The organism is Pseudonocardia sp. (genome assembly GCF_050250275.1).
GTDB lineage: Bacteria > Actinomycetota > Actinomycetes > Mycobacteriales > Pseudonocardiaceae > Pseudonocardia.
The window spans coordinates 21,337-45,031 of sequence record NZ_JBFWOY010000045.1 but is presented as its reverse complement, the minus strand read 5'-3'; the positions used below and the strand labels follow the sequence as shown (position 1 = coordinate 45,031).

At 74.7% G+C, this 23,695-nt stretch carries 22 protein-coding genes; 4 read left to right on the top strand and 18 right to left on the bottom strand.

Features of this window, described 5'->3' with window-relative positions:
* Nucleotides 1–788, bottom strand: a 788-nt coding sequence (locus tag AB7F12_RS29095; RefSeq protein ID WP_428518045.1) for a LysR family transcriptional regulator, incomplete at its 3' end; no start/stop codon positions are given.
* Nucleotides 789–1,042: 254 nt separating this feature from the next.
* Between AB7F12_RS29095 and gnd the strand changes: the two genes are divergently transcribed.
* Together gnd and zwf are read left to right on the top strand one after the other, a co-directional pair.
* Nucleotides 1,043–2,059: a phosphogluconate dehydrogenase (NAD(+)-dependent, decarboxylating) gene (gene gnd, locus AB7F12_RS29090; RefSeq protein ID WP_428498548.1), complete on the top strand. Its 1,017-nt coding sequence runs from the start codon at nucleotides 1,043–1,045 to the stop codon at nucleotides 2,057–2,059.
* Nucleotides 2,056–3,453: a glucose-6-phosphate dehydrogenase gene (zwf, locus tag AB7F12_RS29085; protein ID WP_428498549.1), complete on the top strand. Its 1,398-nt coding sequence runs from the start codon at nucleotides 2,056–2,058 to the stop codon at nucleotides 3,451–3,453. The genes gnd and zwf overlap by 4 nt, the downstream gene beginning before the upstream one ends.
* Here zwf and AB7F12_RS29080 read toward each other — a convergent pair.
* From AB7F12_RS29080 to nthA, 17 genes are all read right to left on the bottom strand, one after another.
* Nucleotides 3,422–4,150, bottom strand: coding sequence for a GNAT family N-acetyltransferase (locus AB7F12_RS29080; protein WP_428498550.1), 729 nt, complete (start codon nucleotides 4,148–4,150; stop codon nucleotides 3,422–3,424). The two genes, zwf and AB7F12_RS29080, sit on opposite strands and share 32 nt — an antisense overlap.
* 3 nt (nucleotides 4,151–4,153) lie before the next feature.
* Nucleotides 4,154–5,239, bottom strand: a complete 1,086-nt coding sequence (locus tag AB7F12_RS29075; RefSeq protein ID WP_428498551.1) for a class I SAM-dependent methyltransferase — start codon at nucleotides 5,237–5,239, stop codon at nucleotides 4,154–4,156.
* A 59-nt stretch (nucleotides 5,240–5,298) separates the two neighbouring features.
* A complete protein-coding gene (locus AB7F12_RS29070; RefSeq protein WP_428498552.1) occupies nucleotides 5,299–8,283 on the bottom strand; it encodes an ATP-binding protein in 2,985 nt (994 codons plus the stop codon).
* Nucleotides 8,284–8,371: 88 nt separating this feature from the next.
* Nucleotides 8,372–9,361, bottom strand: coding sequence for an ABC transporter substrate-binding protein (locus AB7F12_RS29065; protein WP_428498553.1), 990 nt, complete (start codon nucleotides 9,359–9,361; stop codon nucleotides 8,372–8,374).
* A gap of 118 nt (nucleotides 9,362–9,479) precedes the next feature.
* Nucleotides 9,480–10,430 (bottom strand): MBL fold metallo-hydrolase, encoded by a 951-nt coding sequence (locus AB7F12_RS29060; RefSeq protein ID WP_428498554.1) that lies wholly within the window; start codon nucleotides 10,428–10,430, stop codon nucleotides 9,480–9,482.
* A complete protein-coding gene (locus AB7F12_RS29055) occupies nucleotides 10,427–11,467 on the bottom strand; it encodes an NAD(P)/FAD-dependent oxidoreductase (protein ID WP_428498555.1) in 1,041 nt (346 codons plus the stop codon). Before AB7F12_RS29055 ends, AB7F12_RS29060 begins: the two co-directional genes overlap by 4 nt.
* A gap of 25 nt (nucleotides 11,468–11,492) precedes the next feature.
* Complete coding sequence (locus AB7F12_RS29050; RefSeq protein WP_428498556.1) at nucleotides 11,493–12,116, bottom strand: cysteine hydrolase family protein; 624 nt, start codon at nucleotides 12,114–12,116, stop codon at nucleotides 11,493–11,495.
* Entirely contained in the window at nucleotides 12,113–12,820 is a 708-nt protein-coding gene (locus AB7F12_RS29045) for a FadR/GntR family transcriptional regulator (RefSeq protein WP_428498557.1), read from the bottom strand. Before AB7F12_RS29045 ends, AB7F12_RS29050 begins: the two co-directional genes overlap by 4 nt.
* Nucleotides 12,817–13,872: an amidohydrolase family protein gene (locus AB7F12_RS29040; RefSeq protein ID WP_428498558.1), complete on the bottom strand. Its 1,056-nt coding sequence runs from the start codon at nucleotides 13,870–13,872 to the stop codon at nucleotides 12,817–12,819. The genes AB7F12_RS29045 and AB7F12_RS29040 overlap by 4 nt, the downstream gene beginning before the upstream one ends.
* Nucleotides 13,865–14,191 carry a hypothetical protein gene (locus AB7F12_RS29035; protein ID WP_428498559.1) on the bottom strand — a complete coding sequence of 109 codons (327 nt, stop codon included), beginning with the start codon at nucleotides 14,189–14,191 and terminating at the stop codon, nucleotides 13,865–13,867. Before AB7F12_RS29035 ends, AB7F12_RS29040 begins: the two co-directional genes overlap by 8 nt.
* Nucleotides 14,192–14,193: 2 nt before the next feature.
* Nucleotides 14,194–15,075 (bottom strand): hypothetical protein, encoded by an 882-nt coding sequence (locus tag AB7F12_RS29030; protein ID WP_428498560.1) that lies wholly within the window; start codon nucleotides 15,073–15,075, stop codon nucleotides 14,194–14,196.
* A 21-nt stretch (nucleotides 15,076–15,096) separates the two neighbouring features.
* Complete coding sequence (locus AB7F12_RS29025) at nucleotides 15,097–15,921, bottom strand: ABC transporter ATP-binding protein (RefSeq protein ID WP_428498561.1); 825 nt, start codon at nucleotides 15,919–15,921, stop codon at nucleotides 15,097–15,099.
* On the bottom strand, nucleotides 15,918–16,688 hold the full coding sequence (locus AB7F12_RS29020; RefSeq protein WP_428498562.1) for an ABC transporter permease: 771 nt from the start codon (nucleotides 16,686–16,688) through the stop codon (nucleotides 15,918–15,920). Before AB7F12_RS29020 ends, AB7F12_RS29025 begins: the two co-directional genes overlap by 4 nt.
* Nucleotides 16,685–17,413, bottom strand: coding sequence for an ABC transporter permease (locus AB7F12_RS29015; RefSeq protein WP_428498563.1), 729 nt, complete (start codon nucleotides 17,411–17,413; stop codon nucleotides 16,685–16,687). Before AB7F12_RS29015 ends, AB7F12_RS29020 begins: the two co-directional genes overlap by 4 nt.
* Nucleotides 17,414–17,664: 251 nt before the next feature.
* Nucleotides 17,665–17,835 (bottom strand): hypothetical protein, encoded by a 171-nt coding sequence (locus tag AB7F12_RS29010; RefSeq protein WP_428498564.1) that lies wholly within the window; start codon nucleotides 17,833–17,835, stop codon nucleotides 17,665–17,667.
* An 80-nt stretch (nucleotides 17,836–17,915) separates the two neighbouring features.
* Entirely contained in the window at nucleotides 17,916–18,569 is a 654-nt protein-coding gene (gene nthB, locus AB7F12_RS29005; protein ID WP_428498565.1) for a nitrile hydratase subunit beta, read from the bottom strand.
* Nucleotides 18,566–19,162 carry a nitrile hydratase subunit alpha gene (gene nthA / locus AB7F12_RS29000; RefSeq protein ID WP_428498566.1) on the bottom strand — a complete coding sequence of 199 codons (597 nt, stop codon included), beginning with the start codon at nucleotides 19,160–19,162 and terminating at the stop codon, nucleotides 18,566–18,568. The genes nthB and nthA overlap by 4 nt, the downstream gene beginning before the upstream one ends.
* A gap of 166 nt (nucleotides 19,163–19,328) precedes the next feature.
* Here nthA and AB7F12_RS28995 point away from each other — a divergent pair, with 166 nt between their 5' ends.
* Nucleotides 19,329–20,690, top strand: a complete 1,362-nt coding sequence (locus tag AB7F12_RS28995) for an FAD-binding oxidoreductase (protein ID WP_428498567.1) — start codon at nucleotides 19,329–19,331, stop codon at nucleotides 20,688–20,690.
* Nucleotides 20,691–20,766: 76 nt separating this feature from the next.
* On the top strand, nucleotides 20,767–23,646 hold the full coding sequence (locus tag AB7F12_RS28990) for an ATP-binding protein (RefSeq protein ID WP_428498568.1): 2,880 nt from the start codon (nucleotides 20,767–20,769) through the stop codon (nucleotides 23,644–23,646).
* The last annotated feature ends 49 nt before the right edge of the window (nucleotides 23,647–23,695 follow it).

Below are 23,695 nucleotides of genomic sequence, written 5' to 3'. Positions count from 1 at the left end.
TCGGGCACCGGATGGAACTGGGTCTCGAAGGCCACCGAGAAGGCCCGGCCGCCCGCCACCTCGGCGCGCGCCGCCGGGTCGGTGTGGAACACCCCCGACGACAGGTACTCGAACTCGAGGATGGGACCGTCGAACCCGTTGAACCGGTAGAAGCCGACGACCTCGTCGAAGAAGCCGGGCGACAGGGCCCGCGGCCAGATCGTCAGCGTCATCGCCGACAGCGCCGCCATCGCGACGGGCGACTCGCCCGCCAGGACGTGGTCGGCGGCGAGGATGACGCCGATCTTCTCGTGGCGCAGCGTCGCGCACTCCAGGTCACCCGACAGCGTCGGGCAGCGCGCCAGCCCGATGTCGAATCGGCCCGCCTTGACCGCCTCGACCCCCTCGGCCTGCCACATCTCGCACATCTGCAGCGCCACGTCGGGATGGCGGTCGTGCAGCTCCGCGACCAGCAACGGGAGGGTCTCGTCGGCGAGTGTGGGGGTGAAGGAGATCGCGAGCAGCCCGGCCTCCCCCGCGGCGGTGCGCCGGGTGCGTTCGAACGCCGTCGACACCGCGTCGAGGATGCCGCGGGCGTGGTCGAGCAGCTCGCGGCCGGCCTCGGTGAGCTCGACGTTGCGGGTGGTGCGCCGCAGCAGCTGCACCCCCAGCTCCTCCTCCAGCTGGCGGATCTGCGTCGAGAGCGCCTGCTGGACGACGTTGAGGCGCTTCGCGGCGCGCGAGAAGTGCAGCTCCTCCGCGACGGCGACGAAGGCGCGCAGATGCCGCAGCTCGGCGTGCCCGCTCACGTGCCCGATTCTCACCTCCCCGACCGGTCCTGGCCAGGGTGGTGCGACCGCGCCCGCCCGGCCGATCGCCGTGCGGGGCGCTGGTCGCCCCGGCGACCCTCGCCCGTCGCCGGCGGACCGTGAGCCGATCCGGGCAGCGTCCGGCGTCGTTCACCGAACACCCCCTGGGCGAGATCCCCCGCCGGGCACCAAGATGGCCCCGAGACGGTTCGGGGACACGCGGACGCCATACAGGACACGCACGGGAGTCGAGCATGAAGATCGGGATGGTCGGGCTGGGACGCATGGGCGCCAACATGGTGCGCAGGCTGATGCGCGACGGGCACGAGTGCGTTGTCCACGACGTGTCACCGGACGCCGTGAAGCAGCTCGAGTCCGAGGGCGCGATCGGGGCGTCGTCGCTGGCCGAGCTCGTCGGCAAGCTGGAGGCGCCGCGCACCGTGTGGCTGATGCTGCCCGCCGCGATCACCGGCCAGATCGTCGACCAGGTCCTGGAGCTCGTCGAGCCGGGCGACGCGATCGTCGACGGCGGCAACTCGTCCTACCGCGACGACATCGACCGGGCCGAGCACACCGCGACCCGCGACGTCGACTACGTCGACTGCGGCACCAGCGGCGGCGTGTGGGGGCTCGACCGCGGCTACTGCCTGATGATCGGCGGACCCGACCGCGCCGTCGAGCGGCTCGACCCGGTCTTCGCCTCGCTCGCCCCCGGGATGGGCGACGTGGACCGCACGCCCGGCCGCACGGGTGACCCGTCGCCGTCGGAGCAGGGCTACCTGCACTGCGGACCGTCCGGAGCCGGGCACTTCGTGAAGATGGTGCACAACGGCATCGAGTACGCCCTGATGGCGGCCTACGCCGAGGGCCTCAACATCATCAAGAACGCCGGGATCGGTACCCACGCCCACGACGTCGACGCCGAGACCGCGCCGCTGGCCGCGCCGAAGTACTACCCCTACGACGACATCGACCTCGGTGAGGTCGCCGAGGTGTGGCGGCGCGGCTCCGTGGTCAGCTCGTGGCTGCTCGACCTCACCGCGCAGGCCCTGCACTCCGACCCGACGCTGGAGCAGTTCTCCGGCCGCGTCTCCGACTCCGGCGAGGGCCGCTGGACGTCCATCGCCGCCATCGAGGAGGGCGTGTCCGCGCCGCTGCTGACCACGGCGCTCTACGCGCGCTTCGGTTCCCGCGGCAGCGAGCTGTTCGCCGACAAGATCCAGTCGGCGCAGCGGATGGGATTCGGCGGGCACATCGAGAAGAAGGCATGACGGGCTCGTCCCAGCCGGTCGCGGGCGACGTCCTCGTCCTGTTCGGGATCAGCGGCGACCTGGCGCACAAGAAGATCCTGCCCGCGCTGTACCGGCTGACCGAGCGCGGCGAGCTGACCGTGCCGGTCGTCGGGGTCGCGCTCACCGACTGGGACACCGACGCGCTGCGCCGTCACGCCGCCGACGCCGTCCGTGAGGCGATCGACGACGTCGACGACGCTGTGCTGCAACGCTTCCAGGACCTGCTGACGCTCGTGGCGGGCGACTACTCCGACGCGGGCACCTTCACCCGGCTGGCCGACGAGGTGCACTCGCGGGCCACGGCCGACGACCCGTTCGTCGTGCACTACCTCGCGGTGCCGCCCAGCCTGTTCGCCACGGTCGCCGACGCCCTCGCGGGCGTCGGTCTGCACGAGCGGGCGCGGCTCGTCGTCGAGAAGCCGTTCGGGCACGACCTCGCGTCGGCCCGCGCGCTGAACGCCGAGCTGGCGAAGCACTACACCGAGGACCAGGTCTTCCGCGTCGACCACTACCTCGGCAAGGAGTCCGTCGAGGACCTGCTGGTGCTGCGCTTCGCCAACACGGTGTTCGAGCCGCTGTGGAGCCGCAGCTGGGTCGAGCGCATCGAGATCACGATGGCCGAGAGCTTCGACGTCGCCGACCGCGGCTCGTTCTACGACGCCGTGGGCACCGTGCGCGACGTCCTGCAGAACCACCTGCTGCAGGTACTCGCCTACCTGACGATGGAGGTGCCCAACAGCGACGCCGCCGACGACCAGCGCGACGCCAAGCACGCACTGCTCGCCTCGGTCCGCTCGATCGACCCGGCCGAGACGGTCCGCGGCCAGTACACCGGCTACCTCGACGTGGCGGGGGTCGCGCCGGGCTCGACGACGGAGACCTTCGTGTCGGTCGTCCTGCACATCGACGACTGGCGCTGGACCGGGGTGCCGGTGCACATCCGGGCGGGCAAGGCGCTGGCGGAGACGTTGCTGGAGATCGACGTCGTCCTGCAGGCCCCGCCCCGGCCGCTGTTCGCGGGGGCCGACACCGCGACTCCCCCGGCCAACCGCATCCGCATCCGGTTGCAGCCCGACTCCGCGGTCACCTTCTTCCTGCTGGCCAAGCAGCCCGGCAAGGGCGACGTCGCCGTCGAGGTGCCGGTGGGGGTCGACCTGCGGCAGGTGTTGGGCCTGGCGCACGAGCCCTACGAGCGGATCTTCGGCGACGCCCTGGTGGGCGACCCGGCGCACTTCGCCCGGTTCGACACCCTGGAGGAGGCGTGGCGGATCGTCGCGCCGATCCTCGACGCGACGACCACACCGGAGCCCTACACGCCCGGGACCTGGGGCCCCACCTCCGTCACGGACGCATCCACAACGTCCAGCGGGTGACGGGCACGTACCCCATCCGCCGGTAGACGCCGGCACCGGCGTCGCTCGCGATCAGCACCGCGGGCGACGACGGGTCCGCGAGGGTGGCGGCCCGGGTCACCGCCGACCCGACGCCACGGCCCCGGAACCGTGGCAGGGTCGCCACGGCCTCGACGTCGACGAGGCCGTGGCCGGTGTGGGACAGGGCGACGGCGGCCGGTTCGCCCTCCACACGGGCCAGCCAGAAGCGCGTCGCCCCGCCCAGGAGACCCGCCGGGGCCGGCGAGTGCGGCACCGGGTAGCCGGCGGCGAGGACACGGTCCCACTCCCCGAGCACCTCGGCGTCGACGACCTCCTCCACGGTGACGCCCGGCGGCGCGGGCACGGGCGCGGCACCTCCCGCGGGCCGCACCATGAACGGCGGACGGCCCATGAGCACCAGGCCGGCCGGGGTCAGGTCGGCGGTGGGACCCGGACTCACGACCAGCAACGGCCTGCCGTCGGGGAAGAACCCTGCCGCAGCGGCGGCCCCGGCCGGCTCCGGCGGGACGTCGAACAGGGCGGCGTTGAGGAACACGCAGGGCGACCCGGCGTCGGCGAGCACGACACCCGGCAGGCACCCGGTGCGCCCGCCCGCGGCCATGGCCCACGCGACGGCCCGGCCGGCCATGGCGGCCAGCGCGTCCCGGACGACCGTCGGCTGGTCGACGACCGTCACCGGTCAGCCCTCCAGCCGGTAGAAGCGGAACATCGCGTCCTCGATCGGGAGGTCGGTCACGCGGGAGAAGCCGGCATCGGCGGCGTAGCGGCGCAGCGTCGCGGGGCGCATCACCGTCCCCGTCGCGGCCGAGTGCTCGGCGCACCGGCCGACAGGCAGGCAGTGCAGCACGCTCGCGGCGTAGAACAGCCGGTCGACGGGCCCACCGGGGACGATGAACCCGTCGGCGGCGTTCTCGTCCATGACGACGACGGGCCCCCGGGTGAGCCGGCGCGCGCTGCGCAGGGCGGCGACCGGGTCGGCGAGGTCGTGGATCATCTCGAACGCCAGCACCCCGGCGTGGTCGCCGGTCAGCGCGGGGTCGGTGACGTCGGCGACGACGAATCGGACCCGGTCGCCCACGCCCGCCTCGGCGGCGTTGCGGCGCGCGGCGTCGATCGAGGCCGGGTCGGCGTCGAACGCGTCGACGGTCGCCGCGGGGTAGCCGCGGGCGATCGAGATCGCCGCCCAGCCGACGCCGCACCCGAACTCGGCGACGGACCCGCCGGCCCGCAGGGCGGCGTCGAGGTCGGGGACCGTGGGTAGCCACTGCGACACCAGACGGCCGGTGAACGCGGGCCGGTTGAACCCGCCCTGCGCGTGCTGGACGCCGTAGTCGGCGTACGGAACGCCGCCGCCGCTGCGGTACGCCCGCTCGAGCGCCGCCATGACGCGGCCCGCCGACTCCACGAACCCGGCGATCGGGACGACGTAGGCGGGGCTGTCGGGATCGAGCAGCACGGCCTCGCTGCCCGCGGGCAGCGTGTAGCGGCGGGCCTGCGGGTCGGCGGCCGGGTCGTCCACGGCCAGGATCCCCGCGGTGGCCTGCTGCTCGCACCACTCGCGGACATAGCGGGCGTCGACGTCCGCGGCGGCGGCGAGCTCCCCCGGCGTCACCGGTCCGGGCCCGTCGGCGAGCGACCGGTACAGGCCCAGCCGCTCCCCCAACCCGACCGTCAGCAGCTCGATCGCGCCGATCCCCGCCTCGAACAGCCTCCCGGCCAGCTCCTCGGCGACCTGCTCGGGCGCACGGTCCTCGATCGTGGTCATGGTGTCCTCCTCGGTCCGGTGGTGTCACCGGGGAAGGCGCCAGATCGGGCGTGGCGGTGCTACAGCCGCCAGGTCACGTCACGATCGGGGGCGTAGCGGCAGAACGTGCCCGTGCGCACCGACGTCGCCAGATGGCGTCCGAGGTCGGGCAGCACCGCGTCGATGCGCGCCAGTGCCTGCCGGATCCGGTTGCCGACGGCCTTGCGCATCCGCTCGACGTCCGACCCCGCGGTACGGGCGCGCCCGCCGAGGCCGGTCACCGCGGCCAGCTCCGCGAGCAGCGCGGCGCGCTCGTCGGCCGCCCGCTCGGCACGGGCGTGATCGTGGTCGTCGGTGGCGTCGTCGACCTCGGCGGCGAGGTCGCGCAGCCGGGCACGGTAGGCGTCCAGCGCGGTCCGGTCGGCCAGCTCGACGGGGGCCGCGGCGACCAGCGCGCCGGTCAGCTCGTGCACGGCGACCTCCTGGCCCGGCCGGGCCAGCAGCACCGCGAGGTCGCGCAGCCCCTTCGCGTCCCGCAGCCGGACCTCGCGGCCCGCCCAGCCGACCGTCCAGACGTCGCCGTCGCGGCGGAACGTGCCCACCCCCGCCCCCGCCCCGGCCTCCGGGGACCCCGCCGCGGCCCGGGTCCTGGCCGCCAGGGCGGGTCCCGCGGCCGCGTCGAGCCGGGCCGCGGCGGCCAGGTGCCTGCGGGCCGCCGCGGCGTCACCGAGCAGCGCGGCGAGCCTGCCGAGATACCCGTCGACGCTCCCCCACGTCGCGGCGAAGATGCCCTCGACGGCGAACAGCCCGGCGAACGGCGCGAGCCGAGCCCGCACGACACGCGCCGCGTCGTGGTCGCCGAGCAGGACCGCGGTCTGCGCGGCCTGCACCACCTCGGGCAGCCACTCGCTGTCGTGGGGGGTGTCCTCACGCACCGCCAGGTAATGGTGCAGCGCCTGCCGCGCCTGGTCGGCGGCTCCGGACAGCGCGTGCAGCAACGCGACCGTGCAGGGCGCCGACACCACCGGGTCCGGGGCCAGCTCCACGAACCGCGCGACCGACCCCGAGGCACGGCCGTCGAGGCCGGCGCGGACGAAGTCCTGCGTCATCGCGAGCAGCTCGGCGTTGCCGCCGGCCGACGCCGTCACCAACCGGGCGAGCTCGGCCCGGTGCCCGGCCTCGGCCGCGACGTCCCCGTGCATCGTCGCGCGGGCCCCGCGCCACAGCGGGACCGGCCAGGCCAGGTCCGGGCGGCGCACCGTCGCGGCGACCCGGGCATAGCCGTCGATCTCGGCGTCGACGCCCGCCCAGTCGCCCGCCTCCGCGAGCGCGACGAGGCGCAACCGCCTGCCGAGCAGCTCCGCGACCCGGTCGCCGGCCGCGCGTGCCGTCGCGACGATCTCGGTCGCCGCCGCGGTGCGCGCGCGGACGTGCTCCGGGCCGGCCGCGGCGTCACACCACGCCGCCAGCGCGCCCGCCAGCGCGCGCGGGTCGTCGAGGCGGCGCGCCATCGCGACCGCGGCGTCGGCCAGACCGGTCCGGCGCGCCTCACCGGCGGTGAAGCTCAGCGCCACCGACAGCCGCGCCGTCACCCCGCAGCGCAGCACGGTGTCCGCCGCGGGCAATGCCTCGAGGGCCTCGGTCAGCACCGCGACCCGGTCCGGATCGGACAGGTCGACCTCGAACCCGACGGCCCCGCCGGTGCGTCCCAGCGCGGCGGTGGCCAGCAGGTCCGCGCGGCCGAGGGCGCGGGCGAGTGTCGTGGCCGCGGTGAAGTCGCGCCGCGAGCGCTCCGGGTCGCCCGCGGCCAGCGCCGCCTCACCCCGCGCGCACAGCAGCGTGGCCCGCCGCCCCTCCGGGTCGGCGTCCTCCCCCGCCAGCACCAGCAGCGCCTCGTCGAGCCAGGTCCGCGCGTCCTCGTAGGCGGTAGCGCCGGCGGCGTGCGTGGCCGCCGCCTGCGCCGCTGCCGCGGCGTCACGTGCCTCGTCCCGCTCCCCCGACAGCCGCGCGGCCGCCAGCAGCTGGCGGGCGACGTCGGCGGCGGACGCGGTTCCCGCCCCCCGGCGCAGCGCGAGCACCGCCGCGGCACGCCGGTGCAGGTCGAGGCGTTCCCCGGGCGCGGTCCGGGCCGCCACGGTCTCGGCGACGAGGGCGTGGGGGAACCGGTACCGGCCGCCGTCGTCGCGCAGCAGCCCGGCGGCCGTCGCCGGTCCGGCCTCGGCCGCGAGCGCGCCGGGGACCAGACCGGCGACCCGCGCCAGCAGCGTCGCGTCGACCCCGGCCGTCACGCCCGCGTCCAGCACCGCCGCGGCCCGTAGGACGGCCTCGGCGCCGTCGGGAAGCCGGTCCAACCGCCGGTCGAGGACGGCGCGCACCCCGCCGGGGACGCCGCCGTCGCGCCCGCCGCGACGCATCCGGACGACCTCGGCGGCGAAGAACGGGTTCCCGCCGGTGCGTGCGTGCAGGTCGGCCGCGGCCGCCGCGTCGAGCTCCACGCCGGTCAGCTCGGCGAGCACCGGCACCAGATCGTCGGCCACGAGGCCGCGCAGGGCGATGCGCCGGTCGGCGACCAGGTCGTCGAGCGCCTGCGCCGCGGCGGGATCGCCCTCGCGGACCGTCGCGAGGAGCACCACCGGCGCCGCGGCCAGGTGCGCCCGCAGCGCGCCGAGCAGCCGCAGCGTCGGTGGGTCGGCCCACTGCAGGTCGTCGACGACGGCGAGCAGCGGCCCGGCGTCGCGCAGCGCGGCGGCGACCGCGTCGAACAGGAGGAACCGGGCCAGCTCCGGCTCGGCGGCCGGGGCGACGTCGAGGGCGTCGGCGCGGCCGAGGGCGGCGAGCAGCTGCGCCACCGGCCAGTACGGCGGGGCCCCACCGTCGGCACGGCACGCCGCCCAGGCGACGCGGACACCGTCGCCCCTCAGCCGGTCGGCCACCTCGGCGACGAGCCGGGTCTTCCCGATGCCGGCGTCACCGACGACCAGCGCGGACGTGCTGCGGCCGGCCGCGTACGCGGCCGCCGCCGCGGCGAGCAGCTCCCGCTGCTCGGACTCCCGCCCGCGGAGCACGCGCGGGAGTATGGCCCTCGCCGCCCGGCCACGGAACCCCGCGACGGGGCGATCGGGTCTGGAGCACCGCCGTGCGACGTCCCGGGGGTCACTGCTGGTAGACCGGTCCCATCGTCCCGTCGAGGTCCGGGGTCTTCTCGACGACGCCGTAGCGCACCATCAGCTGCCCGAGCAGCGCGACCTTGTCCTTGTCGAGGGTCGCTGAGTAGTTGGGCAGTGCCATCTTCTGCAGGGTGGCAGGCGGGATCTTCGTGTACGACGCGACAACTGCGCGGGTCTCGTCCGGGTTGGCCTTCGCATATTCGGTGGCCCGGTCAATGACGGTCTTGAACTTGCGGACTGTCTCGGGATTCGCGGACACGAACTGGCGGGTCGCGAAGTACACGCCGATCGGGAAGTCCAGCGCGGGTCCCTCGAAGTTGTAGAGCACCGGTCGCAAGCCGGCGTCGAGGCCCGCGGTCATGTACGGCTCGACCAGCCACGCCGCGTCGATCCGCCCCGCCAACGCTGCCGCCGCCATGTCGGGGAACTGCATCTCGACGAACTTCAGCCCCGACGGGTCGATGCCGTCACGTTCCAGAGTGGCCTTGATGGTGAGGTCGCCGAGGCCGTTGAGGGTGTTTACCGCGATCGTGCTGCCCTTGAGGTCTGCCTCGGTGCGGATCGGGCTGTCCGCGGGAACTATCACCGCGGACGTGATGTGGGCCTTGTCGTCGATGCTGCTCGCGGCGTTGTTCTGGCCGGCGATGGCCTGCAGCGGCAGGCCCTGGGTGTTGGCCTTGAGCACCGAGATCAGGTTTCCGGTGCCGATCTGCCGCTCGCCGTTGACCAGCGACGGAATGATCGCGGCCGCCCCGCCGCCGGTGCTGATGTCGACGGTCAGGCCCTGCTCGGCGAACCAGCCCTTCTGGTTGGCGAGGTAGAGCGGTGCGTCGGTGGTCAGACCGACGATCCCAACGGTCAGCTTCGTGGTCTCACCAGTACTCGAACCGGAGCCCGATCCGGAACCGCAGGCGGCGATGGTGGTGGTGAGGGCGGCGAGAGCGACCAGCGCGGCCGCCCGTGGGGGGAATCGCATGGGTCCGTCCTTCGGTCGGCGTGCATGAGGGTGTGGGTACTGTGCGAAGAGCCGTGTTCGAGAAGTGCCCTGCAGGGGCCCGCGGGTACGGGCGCCGTTCGAGGGACCACCGTGGCGGTCAGGACCCGGTGCCGAGCCAGATCAACCGGTCACCGTCCAGGCGCGCGGCGCCAGCCGCGCACAGCTCGGTGAGGTAGGCGCACATCGTGTTGAGCAGCGGGCTGCCGTCGTCGTAGCGCGGGTAGTGCTCCCGGGTGGCCCGGGACAGCTCGGCCACCGTCGCCGACCCGGCCTTCGCGAGCGCGGCCTCGATGACGACGGCGTACTCGTCGGCGAACCGGCGGGACTCGGCGACCAGCTGCGCCGCGCGGTGCGCGGTGCACACCCCGGTGTGAGCGGTCCCGACGATCTCCGCGCCGCACCCGGCGAAGAAGTCCAGCGAGCGGCGGTACTCCTCGACATGGCGATAGTTGGGGAAGAAGTCGGCCCGTCGCTGCAGGGGGGTACCCCTGGCCTGCAACGCGTCCCCGGTGAACAACACCTTCGCTGCCCGGTGCAGCAGCGCGACCGAGCCATCGGTGTGCGCCGGGATGTGCTCGACCGACAGGACGTGGCCGCCACCGAGGTCGATCTCGTCGCCGTGGGCGAGCTCCACGGTGACCGGGAGGTCGGCACCGCACAGCCGCCGGATGCGGTCGACGGCCTCGGCCGGCGGTTCCCAGGCGGGCCGGAAGCGCAGGTACTCCTCGGCGACGTAGCGCTCGGTGTCGGTGATCCAGGCGACGTCGGCGGGGTGCGCGGCGATCGCGACGCCCGGGTTGTGCTCGGCGACGACGCCGTTGCCGCCCCGGTGGTCGTGGTGGCCGTGGGTGTTGACCAGCAGCTCGACGTCGGCGAGCCGGTGGCCGAGCTCCCGCAGGCCTTCCACGAGCCTGCCGGCGGCGGTCTCGGGCACGCCCGGGTCGATCACGGTGAGCCGGGTGCCCTCGACGACGTAGATCTGCAGTGGCACGTCCTCGAAGGGGGCGTCGATCGCGTGGACGCCGGGCGCGAGGGTCTCGACGATCACGACCGAACCCCGATCGCGTCGGCAACCAGCTCGCGGGCGAACAGCGGGGAGAACTTGAACCCGCGCCCCTCGCAGGCCACCACCGCCGTGACCGGCCCGGACCGCTCGACGACGAACCGGCCGTCGGTGTGGGTGAACAGGCACGTGTCGAGGCCGACGGGGGCCGACGAGGCGTGCGGGAGCCGGGCCCGGACGTGTTCCATCAGCACCTCGACGGTCCGCGGGTCCGGCTCGCCGCGGGTGCCCGGCTCCGGGGCGGGTGCGCGGTGGTCGTCCATGCCGAGGCGGACAGTGGTGTCGCCGCTGGACACCCAGTACTTGGACGGGTCGCCCTCCTCGAACAGAGCGGGCAGCGTGCGGGCGCCGGGGTCGTCGACGTAGACGACCGTCTGCCGCGTCGCGCGGGCGTCGACGTGGATGCCCAGCGGTGAGACCAGCGCGGGCGTCCACGATGCCGCGGCGACGACGGCGTGCCGCACCCGGGCGGCGCCGGTCGCGGTCTCGAGTACGACCCCGTCGCCGTCGCGCGCGAGGCCGTGCACGGCGGCGCCCTCGTGGACGACGCCGCCGCCATCCTCGGCGAGGCGCCGCAGCAGCGTGAGCACGCGGTCGGCGCGCAGGGTGCCGCCGTCGGGGGTGTGCACGACGGGCGCGCCCGGTCCGAGGGTCAGGCCGGGCCACCGCGCCTCGACCGTGGCGGGGTCGAGGACCTCGTGCTCGATCCCGGCCGCGGCCAGCGCGGCGGCGACCGGCTCGGGGCGGGCGGTGCGCAGCATCGCGCCCTGCGCCCAGTAGAGCTCCGGGTCGTGGGCGGCGAGCTCACGCCAGAGCGCGCCGGCGCGACCGGCCGGTTCGACCAGCTCGGGCATCAGGTGCGGGGTGGCGAACGCGCGGGCCGGGCCGTGGCTGGAGCCCAGCGGGTGACCGATGTGGTCGCGTTCGAACAGGACCGCGCTGCGTCCGGCCGCAACGGCCTCACGCAGGACCGACAGGCCCATCACTCCGCCGCCGACGACGCCGATGTCGTAGGTGTCCATCCGTGTTCCTTCCGTGCGCAGGGGGTCAGTGGACCGGGAGCTCCGGGGCGAGGGTGCGGACCACGACGTCGGTGGGCGCGACCTCGGCGAACACGGTGCCCATCAGTCGCAGGCTGTTGCTGTGCAGGTCGTCGACGTAGCCGGCGACGGCGTCGGAGGCGACGACGACGCGCAGGTCGCGGAAGAACGCGTCCCGCACGGTCGACTCGACGCAGAAGTCGGTGCGGACCCCGGCGACGACGATCGTCGTGGCGCCGAGCCCGGCGAGGACCTCGTCGAGCGTGGTGTCGTGGAAGGCGCTGAAGCGGCGCTTGCGCACCACGGTGTCGCCCGGACGCGGCTCGAGGCCTGCCACGAGCTCCGCGCCCCAGGTCCCGGAGCGCAGCCCCGTCGCGGCGAGGAACGGGCTGCGTTCGGCCAGGAGGCCGACCTGGGCGTCGTCGTCCCACTCCATCCGCACCCACACGACGGGCCGCCCACCCGCCCGGGCGGCGGCGACGAGCGCGGTGATGCGTTCGACCAGCCCGTCGAGGTCGGCGACGCGCAGCCCGGCGCCGGCGAACACCCCGTCGGGATGGCAATAGTCGTTCTGCACGTCGATGACCACGAGCGCGGTCACGTCCCCACCGGTCACGTCCCCGCCGGTCACGATGTCGCTCCGCGGTTGGCGGTGAGCTGCGTGTGCGCCGCCGCCGCCGCCGTCGCCCGGCCGAGGTCCTCGCTCGCGATGGCATCGACGAGCTCGACGTGGACCTGCGCACCCAGCCGCGTCGACACCTCGGGACCCGGCTCGATGGGCGTGACGCCCTGCAGCCTGCTCTCGACGTACTCCAACATCGACAGGTAGGTGTGGCGCAGCACCTGGTTGGGCGTGATCTCGACCATCCGCCGGTGCAGCGCCCAGTTGATCCGCAGGTACTTCCCCCACGCCAGGTCCTCGGCGGCCATCGCGCGGGCCAGCTCCCGGAGCTCCTCGACGTCGCGCGAGTTCCGGTAGCGGGTCGCCTCCAGGATCACCAGCGGGTCGAGCTGGTCGCGGACGGTCAGGCAGTCGGCGACCGTCACCGAGTCGCCCGAGAGCTCCAGCATCTTGCGGCCCAGCCGGACCAGGGCCGTCGGGGACGCGACGAACACCCCGCCGTTGGGGCCCGGCCGCATCGTGACGGTGCCGCGCGCGCTGAGCAGCCGGATCGCCTCGGTCAGCGTGGCGGGCGCGGCGTCGTACTCCTGGCACAACGTCTGTTTGGTGCCCAGCCGGTGCCCGGAGGCGAGCTGTTCGTCGGCGATGCGGCGTTCGATGGCCGACGCGATGTGCTCGGCGCGCGACGTCCGCGCCGTCTCCCCCGTGCTCACCAGGGCTCTCCTTCGTTCGTCGCGGACACCGGCGCCGGCAGGCGCAGGCCCAGCAGCCGCAGCGCATTCTCGCCGAGCACCGCGGCGGTCTCCGCGGCGTCCAGCCCGAGGCCCGTGACCGTTGCGACGGGGTCGCGGTCCGCGAGGTCGAACGGGGTGTCGGTGCCCAGCAGCACCCGCTCGGCGCCCATGTCGTCGACGAGGCGGCGCAGCAGTACCGGGTCGAACACGGCGGTGTCGTAGTGGAGCCGGCGCAGGTAGCGGGTGGGGGGCGCGTCCGAGACACGCGTGACGTCCTTGCGGTGCCAGCCGAGGTCGAGCCGCGGTCCGACCCCGGGGAAGCAGCCGCCGCCGTGGGCGAGGCACAGCACCAGGTCGTGGCGGTCGAGCACGCCGCCGAGCACGAGGCGGGCCGTCGCCAGCGCCGTCTCCGCCGGATACCCGAGCAGCTGGACGAGGTGGTAGGAGGTCAGCCGGTCGACCGCGGACACGGTGCTGGGGTGCAGGAGGACGAAGGTGCCACGACGCGCGAGCTCCGCCCACAGCGGTTCGTTGACGGGGTCGTCGAGCTCGCGGCCGCCGCCGAAGGTACCGATGGTGACGCCGTGCATGCCCAGCTCGTCGAGGCACCTCCGGAGCTCGTCGACGGCCGTGGGTAGACCGACCGGGACCGTGCCCAGGCCGGTGAGCCTGCCCCCGGACCCGGCCACGAACTCGGCGACCGCGTCGTTGGACCGGGCGACGACGTCGGAGGTGAGCCGGTCGTCACGGCTCTCGGACGCGAAGACGAACGGCGGCGCCGACACGGCCTGGTGGGACACCCCGGACCGGTCCATGTCGGCGAGCCGCGCGGCGAGGTCGTACTGCTGCGCGGGCAGCGGGATGCGCGCGCCGTCCGCGAGGCCGCAGACCCGCGGGTCGAGCGAGACCCACTCCTGCGCGACGCCGTCGAGGTCGGCGAGCCCACGCTCGGCGAGTCCGCTCAGCAGCGGCATCGGCAGGACATGGGCGTGCACGTCGACGACGTGGTGCGGACGGGTCGCGTCAGCCACGGGAGGCCACGTACCGGTCGTAGTCGTCGCCGAGCAGGGAGCGCAGCAGCGCGGTCGCGGGCGTGGACGACCCGGCGTTCTCACCGGTACCGAAGACGAGGCGGGCCAGTTGCGAGAGCAGGTAGGGGTGCAGCCCCATCTCGTGCAGGGCCCGGAAGTCGCGTCCGCGGATCGCGGCGCGCTCGGCGTCGCTCATGTCGTAGCCTGCCAGCACCGCGTCCTCGTCGGCGACGAACCGGGCGCGGAGGTCCTCGTCCCATTTGAGGTCCTGCACGAAGTCGTTGGCCCGCAGCAGCGGGTCGAAGCTCTCCAGCGGCATCGTCACACCGTTCCCGTCGTGGCGGTCTCGCGGGCGTCGTCGAGGTCCCAGCGGACCGCGCCGACCCCGCACCGCCATTGGTCGAAGGCCACGTAGCCGAGCGACTCGCACGGCCGGGGCCCGATCGCGCCCATGACGACGACCCAGCTGAGCAGCTCGGCGGTGCCGCCGGAGCCGGCCTCCTCCATGCGCTCCAGCGTCGCCTCGGCGAGCACCCTGTCGTGGTCGCCCTCGACGAGCAGGTCCAGCCACCAGCGGTCGAACTTCTCGTCGATCTCCAGGTAGCGCGGGCCACCCGGCTCGTGGCTGAGCCCGCCGGAGCCGAGCAGCGCGACCCGCAGCCCCGCGGGCAGGTCGTCGCGGATGGCGTCGCCCAGCGCGCGTCCGAACGCGTAGCAGTCGTCCTGGTCCGGGATGGGCGGGACGGTGCAGTTCTGCAGCACCGGGACGACGGCGACGCCGAGGTCGGCGAGCCCGGTGAGCGTCGCCGGAACCGACAGGTTGTCGTCGAAGCGCAGGTTCGCGGTGGCCCCGCGCAGGCTCCTGCCGGTGTGCCCCAACGACTCCAGCAGCCGCGTTGCGACGTCGGGCGCGCCGGGCAGGTCGTAGTCCGGGACGCGCAGCCACGGCTTGAACCACTCGTCCGGGCCGCGGTGGCGCTCGGCGAGGCCGAAGGTGAAGTCCGGGTAGTCGTGCAGGCGGGCATTGGCGACGTGGTCGTTGCCGACGACGAGGACCACGTCGGGCCGGGCGGCGACGAGCGCCTCACGGATCCCGTCGTAGGCACGCCGGACGGTCCGCTGGTCCTCCTCGGATGCCTTCGAGAACCAGCCGGTCAGGCCGGGTGCGTGGCTGGCCGCCAGCGCGGCGGTGATCTCGGCCATGGTCGTGTCGTCTCCTCGTTCTCAGGCCGCCGGGCGGCGGATGGCCCGGTAGATGTGCGCGCGCAGGTGGGCGAACGCGGGGGTCTCCTTCGTCGTGACCTGGTCGCGGTCCGGGGGCAGGTCGACAGTGACGACCTCGTGGACCGTCGTCGGGCGCTGTGTCAGGACGACGACCCGGTCGGCGAGGTAGACGGCCTCGTCGATGTCGTGGGTGACGAACAGGATGGTGACGCCGTAGCGGCGCCGGACGGCGAGCATGACGTCCTCGAGGTCGGCGCGGGTCTGGGCGTCGACGGAGGCGAACGGCTCGTCCATCAGCAGGATGTCGGGCTGGTAGGCCAGGGCCCGGGCGATGGCGACACGCTGCTGCATGCCGCCGGAGAGCTGGAAGGGGTAGTGGTCGGTGAAGCCGGTGAGCCCCACCGAGTCGACGGCGTCGCGGATGCGTTCGTCGCGTTCGGCGGCGGGCAGCTTGCGCCGGCGCAGCGGCAGCGCGATGTTGCCGCGCACCGTCAGCCAGGGCATGAGCGAGCGGCTGTAGTCCTGGAAGACGAGCGCCAGCTGTTCGGGCGGCCCGGTGACCGGGGTTCCGGCGAGCCGCACCTCCCCCGCGGTCGGCGTCATCAGCCCGGACATGCACTTGAGCAGTGTGGTCTTCCCGCACCCCGAGGGGCCCACGACGCAGACGAACTCCTCCTTGGCGACGTCGAAGCTGACGTCGCCGATCGCGACCGTGGCCCGCGCGCCACTGCCGTAGGTCTTCTGCAGACCGCACACCTCGAGCACGGTGTCCTTCTTCCCGTCGGTGGCCGTGGGCCGGTGGGTGTCGTCGGCCCGGGTGTTCATCGGGCACGCTCCGTCGCGTGCCGGTGCCAGGCGAGGACGCGGCGCTCGACGAGTCCGAGTGCCGCGTTGAGCAGGTAGCCGAGGACGCCGAGCAGGATGATCCCCGACCACATCTGCGGGATCGCGAAGTCGCGCTGGGACTGCAGGACGAAGTAGCCGACGCCGTTCGTGCTGGCCACCAGCTCCGACACCACCGTCATGATCAGCGCGAGCGACAGGCTGGTGCGCATACCGGCGACGATCTGCGGCCCGGTCCCGGGCAGGACGACACGCGTCAGCCTGTCCCAGCCGGTGATGCCGTAGATCCGCGCTGTCGCCGTCAGCGTCGGGTCGAGGCCACGGATGCCGTCGACGGTGTTGAGCAGCACGGGCCACAGGCACACCACGGCGATCACGAAGATCTTCATGGTGTCGCCGATGCCGAGGACCAGGATCCCGAACGGGATGAGCGCGGGCGGCGGGATCGCGCGCAGGAACTCCACGACGGGTTCCGCGGCCCGCGCCGCGAGCGGCACCGATCCGATGACGACACCGGCCGCGACCCCGACGACGGTCGCGATCGCGTACCCGGCGGCGAGCCGGTAGAGGCTCGGCAGGACGTCGGAGCCGAACCGGTCGAACAGCCACGTCTCGCGGAAGGTGACGAGCATGTCGGTGACCGGCGGGAAGTAGAACGAGGTGCTGCCGGCCGACCATGCGATCAGTGCGGCGACGATCAACAGCGGGACGGCGATCTCCAGGATCAGCCCGATCCTCCGGCGGTTCACGCGACCTCCTCGAGCCGGTGGGAGGCGTGCCAGTGCAGAAGCGGTCGTTCGATGCGGCGCAGCACCGCGTTGAGGCCCCAGCCGAGCAGGCCGGTGACGGCGATGAGCGCGTACATGAGCTCGACGTCGCCGCCGTTCTGGGCCTCGGTGATGGCGCGCCCGATGCCCGGCGACCCGACGACGAGCTCCGCGGTCACCGCCAGCACGAGCGCGACCGACGACGAGATGCGCACGCCGGTGGCCAGGTAAGGCAGGACGCTAGGGATCAGGACGCGGGCGACGGTGTCGCCGCGGCGGAGCCGGTAGGACCGGGCGGTGTCGAGTGCGACGGGGTCGACGTCGCGGGCACCGTAGATCATCTGCAGCAGCAATGGCCACAGCGAGGCGAACGCGACGAGGAAGACCTTCGTCTCGATCCCGGACCCGTAGACCAGGATCGCCAGCGGGATCAGTGCCACCGACGGCACGGGGCGCAGGAACTCGACGACAGGGCGCAGCGCGCGGTAGAGCCACCAGCTGGAACCGATCGCCAACCCCACGGGCACCGAGACAAGGATTGCGATGAGCAGCCCGATCGCCCAGCCCTGCAGGGTCTGGGCCAGGTCCGTCCAGAACCGTCCGTCGCCCAGCTGCCCGACGAGACGCACCAGGACGTCGCTCATCGGAGGGAACCAGCGGATCGGCAGCAACCCGGTCCTGGAGGCGATCTCCAGCACGGCCAACACGCCGATAACGGCAACCGTCCCTGGCAACCAGCGATGCGGCCGTGGCATCCGCGCCTCCTCGCCTCGGTGCGTCACCGCTCCTCGCGGCCCCGCTCGGCGATTGACTATATTCATTATGGTTTGACGCGCAAGAGTCTCTTCTTGTCGGATCACCGGCCCGCCGCCGGACACGACGAGGCTCCCGGTCGTGGAAACCCACGACCGGGAGCCTCGTCGGATACGCTCGTGCGGACCCCGCTACGGGGGCCCGGTCAGCGCGGCAGCGCCTTGTTGTTCTTGTTCTTGATCGCCGTGTAGGCGGCGGCGCCGACGAACAGCACGGCGCCGATCACCAGCGCGGCACCCAGGAACTTGAACACGGCCCCGAGCACCGAGATGACGATCCAGATCGCGAGCGCGACCCCCAGGATTTTCAGCAGCATGTGCGAACCCCTCCTCCACCGTCCATCCTGTCCGACGAACGGGCCGCCGCGGTAGTTCCCGCGCCCGCCCGCCCGGCCGGTCACGGTTCGAGGTAGGACTCCCAGACGTCGATGTCGACGGTCGAGGCCGGGTCGGCGTCCTCGCCCCACAGCTCACGGGCGTCGAACCGCACCGTGTAGAGCGGTTCGGGGGCCTCGCCGGCGCCGTGGGCGTTGCGGTCGGGCAGGACGTGCGCGCCATGGACGGCCACCACGGTGGCGAGGTGCCCGCGCGCGTAGCGGGGCAGCCTCGTGTGCCCGCGGGGGTGCATGGTGCGGGTCCTGACCCGGTCACCGACGGTGAACCGCGCGGGCGTCGCCGTATCGCGGGTGTACGGGGTGCCGACGGCGAGGGCCGCGGCGACGTCGGCGGCCCGCAGCACCCGGGTGGGCTCCCCCGGGCCGGTCGCCCGGCCCGCGGCCAGCTCGTCGCGCGTCACCAGGCCGTGCGCGACGAGCAGGTTCTCGAGTCCGCGCAGCCAGATCGCGTAGTAGCTCGACGTCAGGTACTCGGCGGGCGGGAGGGACTCGCGGACGTGGCGGCTCTCGTCGATCGTCCAGCGGCCCGTGGCGCCGGCGGCGAGGGTGAGCGCGAGGACGCGGCGTTCCCAGTCGGCGTGGAACAGCTCGCCCTCGGGTTCGGGGACGACCGGGCCGAAGCCCATCATCCCCCCGAGGTCGGCGGCGCCGTTCACGTCGCGGCGCCGGGGGTGCGGGCGAGCCCGGTGCCGATCATGGCGTCGCGGGTGACGAGGTCGGCCAGCGCCGCCTCGTCGAGGTCGTCGGTGCCGGGCGGGCGCATCGGGACGACGAGGTAGCGCACCTCGGCGGTCGAGTCGTGGACGGCGATCCGGGTCGTCGCCGGCAGCGTCACCCCGAAGTCGGCCAGGACCCCGCGCGGGTCGATGACGACGCGGGACCGGTAGGCGGCGGACTTGTACCAGGTCGGCGGCAGGCCCAGCACCGGCCACGGGTAGCACGAACACAGCGTGCAGACGACGACGTGGTGCTCGTCGGGGGTGTTCTCCAGGGCCACCATGTGCTCGCCCTGCCGGCCGCCGAACCCGAGCTCGGCGATGGCCGGGGTGGCGTCGGTGAGCAGCCGCGCCCGGTACGCGGGGTCGGTCCAGGCCCGCGCGACGACCCGGGCGCCGTTGCGCGGCCCGACGTCACGCTCGTACGTCGCGATGATCGCGTCGAGCGCGGCGGGGTCGACGTACCCCTTCTCGACGAGAATCTCCTCCAGCGCGGCGGCGCGCGCCTCCACCGACGTCCCGGACCCGGCCATGCCCCGACCCTACGGCGTCGGCGGGTGGAAACCGGGTCGCCGACGGGGGTGGTGTCCACACCCCCGGACTCACGGTGGCGCCGTCGTCGCGGACCCCCGCCCGGCGGCAGCCTTCTCCAGGACACCAGGGCCGCCGCCGCGGCCCCGCTCACAGGGGGAGACACCGATGACCGCCATGATCGACCAGCACGACAGCCTGTCCCGCATCGCCGGCCCCGTCCTGTTCCCGGGCGACGACGGCTACGCCGAGGAGACGGGCGGGTTCAACCTCACCTACCGTCCCGGACCGGCCGTCGTCGTGGGGGCGACGTGCGCCGACGACGTCGCCGCCGCCGTCGCGCACGCCGCGGCGACGGGCCGTCGGGTCGCCGTACAGGCCACCGGGCACGGCCTGACCTGCGACCTCTTCGGCACCGTCCTCGTCTCGACGCGGCGGATGACCGAGGTACACATCGACCCGGTCGCCCGCGTCGCCCGCGTCGGTGCCGGGGTGCGCTGGCGCGCGGTGATCGACGCCGCCGCCCCGCACGGGCTCGCGCCGCTGAACGGGTCCTCGTCGGACGTCGGCGTCGTCGGCTACACGACCGGTGGTGGCCTGGGCCCGCTGGCGCGCCGCTACGGCTTCGCCGCCGACCACGTCCGCCGGTTCACCCTCGTCACCGCCGACGGCGCCGTCCGCGACGTCACCCCGGCGTCGGAGCCGGACCTGTTCTGGGCGGTCCGCGGCGGCAAGGGCAACTTCGGGATCGTCACCGACATCGAGTTCGACCTCGTCCCCGTCTCGCGGTTCTTCGGCGGCGCGCTCGTCTTCGGAGCCGACGACGCGCACGCCGTCCTGCACGCCTGGCGCGCCTGGGCCCCGACGCTGCCCGAGGAGACGACGACGTCGGTGGCGCTGCTGCGCACCCCGCCGGACCCGGCGCTGCCCGAGCCGATCCGCGGTCGTTTCGTCGTCGCCGTGCGCTTCACCCACCTCGGCGACGCCGCGTCCGGCGAGGCGCTGCTCGCGCCGATGCGGGCCGCGGGCACCGTGGTGCTCGATGCGATCGCCGACATGCCCTATCCCGCGATCGACGCCGTCCACATGGACCCGACGACCCCGATGCCGATGTGGGATCGCGGTGGCGCGCTGTCGGCGCTGCCGGCCGAGGCCGTCGACGCCGTCCTCGCCACCGCGGGCCCGGCCGCGGACTGTCCGCTGGCGATGGTCGAGCTGCGCCTGCTCGGTGGCGCCATCGGCCGTGCGCCGGCGGTGCCCAACGCGGTCGCCGGCCGCGACGCCGCGTTCTCGCTGTTCACCGTCGGGGTGCCGGTGGGACCGCCCATCGAGCTGGTGGCGGCCGCGGCGGCCCGGGTCGTCGGGTCGGTCCGGCCGTGGGCCTGCCGGGGCCTGGTCAACCTGCTCGGTCAGGCCGGACCGGACCGCGTCGGCGACCTGTGGGACGAGGCGGACCGCGCGCGGCTGCTCACGATCCGCGGCCGCGCGGACCCGACGGGCCTGTTCGCGACGAATGTCGTGATCGGCTGAGCGTCGCCGAACCGCCGGGCCGCCCTGTCGCGGTCCGGCGGTTCCGCATGGGGGTGACCGGGGCCACAATCGCCGCGTGAGCGCGGACGCGGCCGACCTCCTGTGCCCGGTGCTCGTCGGCCGCGACGGCGAGGCCGCGACGCTCGTGGCCCACCTCGACGCCGCGTGCGCCGGGGCGGGTCGCCTCCTCGTCGTGGAGGGTGAGGCGGGGGCGGGGAAGTCGCGGCTGCTGCGCCACGTCGCCGACGTGGCGGCGGCGCGCGCGGTGCCCGTGCTGACCGGCCGGGCCGTCCCGGGTGGGTCGCCGCTGCCGTTCCGGCCGCTGTCGGAGGCGGTGCTGGTCGCGGGGCGACGGCTGCGGACCGCCGACGTGCCCGACCTCGTCGGTTTCGGCGGCGCGCTGGCCCGGCTCGCCCCGGACGCCGCGGCGGCACCGCCGACCGCGGCCGAGTCCCCCCTGCTCGTGGCCGAGGCCGTCGTGCGGCTGCTGCGCCATCACGGGCGCGACCGGGGCTGTCTGCTGCTGCTGGAGGACCTGCACTGGGCCGACGCCGAGACCCTCGCGGTCGCCGCCTACCTGGCCGACACCCTCGGCGACGAGCCGGTGCTGTGCGTCGCGAGCACCCGGCCCGGCCCGGGGCCCGTCCGGACCGCGCTGCTCGACCGGCTGCCCCGCGGCGCCGTGCTGGGCCTGGGCCCGCTCGGTCCGGACGCGTGCACGAGCATGGTGGCCGCCTGCCTGCGCACCGACGACCCGGACCCGGCGCTGGGCGCGTTCGTCGCCGGGCACTGCGACGGGCTGCCGTTCATGGTCGAGGAGCTGCTCGCCGGGCTGGTCAGCGGCGGCGCCCTCGTCCGTGCCGGGGCAGGCGGCTGGCGCGTCACCGGCCCGCTCACCCCGCAGGTGCCGCGCAGCCTCGCCGAGTCCGTCCGGTCCCGGCTGGAGCAGCTGCCGGCCAGGGGGATCGACGTCCTCGGGGCGGCGGCGACGCTCGGCCGGCGTTTCGAGTGGGAGCTGCTGCCCGGTGTCGCGGCGGTCGACGGGGCCGTCGCCGTCGAGGTGCTGCGGGCCGCCGTCGCCCAGCAGCTGGTCGCCGTCGACGGGACCCGCTTCCGCTTCCGGCACGCCCTGTCCCGCGAGGCGGTGCTGGCCGAGCTGCTGCCGCCCGAGCGGGCCGCGATGGCCGGCCGGGCTCTGGTCGCCGTGGAGCGCGGCCATCCGGGCCTGCCCGCGCAGTGGTGCGAGCTGGCCGGGTCGCTCGCCGAGACCGCGGGCCTGCCCGGCCGGGCCGCGGCGCTCGCCGTCGAGAGTGCCCGGCGCGCACACCGGCGCGGGGCGCTGGGCACCGCGGAGGCGGCGGCCCGCCGGGCCCGTGCGCTGGTGCCGCCGGGCTCACCGGTTGCGGCCGATGCCGACGAGTCGCTCGCGCGGACCCTCGCCGAGGCCGGCAGGCCCGTCGAGGCGCGGGAGGCGGCCGCGCGGGCCCTGCCGCTGCTCGATGACGATCCCGCGCGCGCCTGCGACCTGCTGCTGGTCATGACCCGGGCGGCGATCGCCGCAGGCGCCGCCGACGCGGCCGCGCTCCTCGCGGCGGCCCGCGCGACGGCCGCCCGGGCACCGGACGACGACGCGGTCGCGGCTCGGCTCGACGCCGTCGACGCGCACATCGCCCTGGCGGGCGACGACACCGTCGGCGCCCGGGCGCTCGCTGACCGCGCGGTGGCGGTCGCGGTGCGCGCGGGAGCACCCGAGGTGGAGTGCGAGGCGTTGGAGGTGCTGGGCCGCACCGGGTCGACGCCGGCCGAACGCACCGGCGCGTTCGACCGCATCGCCGCGACCGCCGAGCGGCACGCGATGGCGCACTGGCGGATCCGCGCGCTGCACGAGACGGCGCTGACCACGTGGGGGCCCGAGGGGAGGCGGCGGGTCGCGCAGGTGCGCCGCCTCGCGGTCGACGCCGGGGCGCTGGTCACCGTCGCCCAGATGGACCTCGTGCGGGCCGATCGCGCGCTCTCGGCCTTCGACGCCGCGACCTGCCTCGACGCCGCGACCCGCTGCGTCGAGGCGAGCCGGCGCTACGGGCTGGCCAGCCTTCCGGTCGCGCTGCTGTGGCTCGCGGGTGGGCACGCCCTCACCGGCGACGTCGCCGCCACCGAGGCCGCCCTGGCCCGCGCGCAGGACGCCGCGCCCGGCGACCCGCGAATCCTCGCCGACGCGTGGGGCCGGGTCCGGGCGCGCCTGGCGCAGGTCCGGGGCGACCGCGCGGCCCAGCGCGCCGCCCTCGACCGGTCGATGGTCCACACCCGGGTCGCGCCGCGGACCGGGTCGGTCTACCCGGGCCAGTTCGAGTGGGCGGTGCTCTGCGCGATCGACGACGACGACCTCGGCGCGGCCGCGCGGGCCGAGATCGCGGACAGCATGATGGCGCGCAACGGTTTCGACGCGCCCGTGCTGCTCTCGCAGGCCGTCGCGCACGGCCGGTGCGGCCGGGCGGCGCTGGCCGCGCAGGCGGTCGCGCGCGCCCGCGGGAAACTCGCGCAGCTCGGGGTGCAGGACTGGGCGATCCAGGTGATGCTGCTCGTCGCCGAGGCGGCGGTACGCGACGGCTGGGGCGAGCCGGTGACGTGGCTGCGGGAGAGCGAGGCCCATTTCGTCGCCGTCGCGCAGGAGGGGCTCGCCCAGGAGTGCCGCAGGTTGCTGCGCCGCGCCGGCGCCCCGGTCCCCCGTCGCCGGGCCGGTGACCCCGACGTGCCGACGCAGCTGCGTGGGATGGGCGTCACCGGCCGGGAGTTCGAGGTGCTCGTCCTCATCGCCGACGGCCTGACCACCCGCGAGATCGCCGACCGGCTCGTGCTGTCGCCACGCACCGTGGAGCACCACGCGTCGCGGCTGCTCGCCCGCACCGGGCGGCGTTCGCGCGCCGAGCTCGCCGACCTCCTGCGCCAAACCGGGTAGGGGCCGGCCGTTGACCGGGTACCTGCCACCCGTTCCGCCGTCGCCCCGG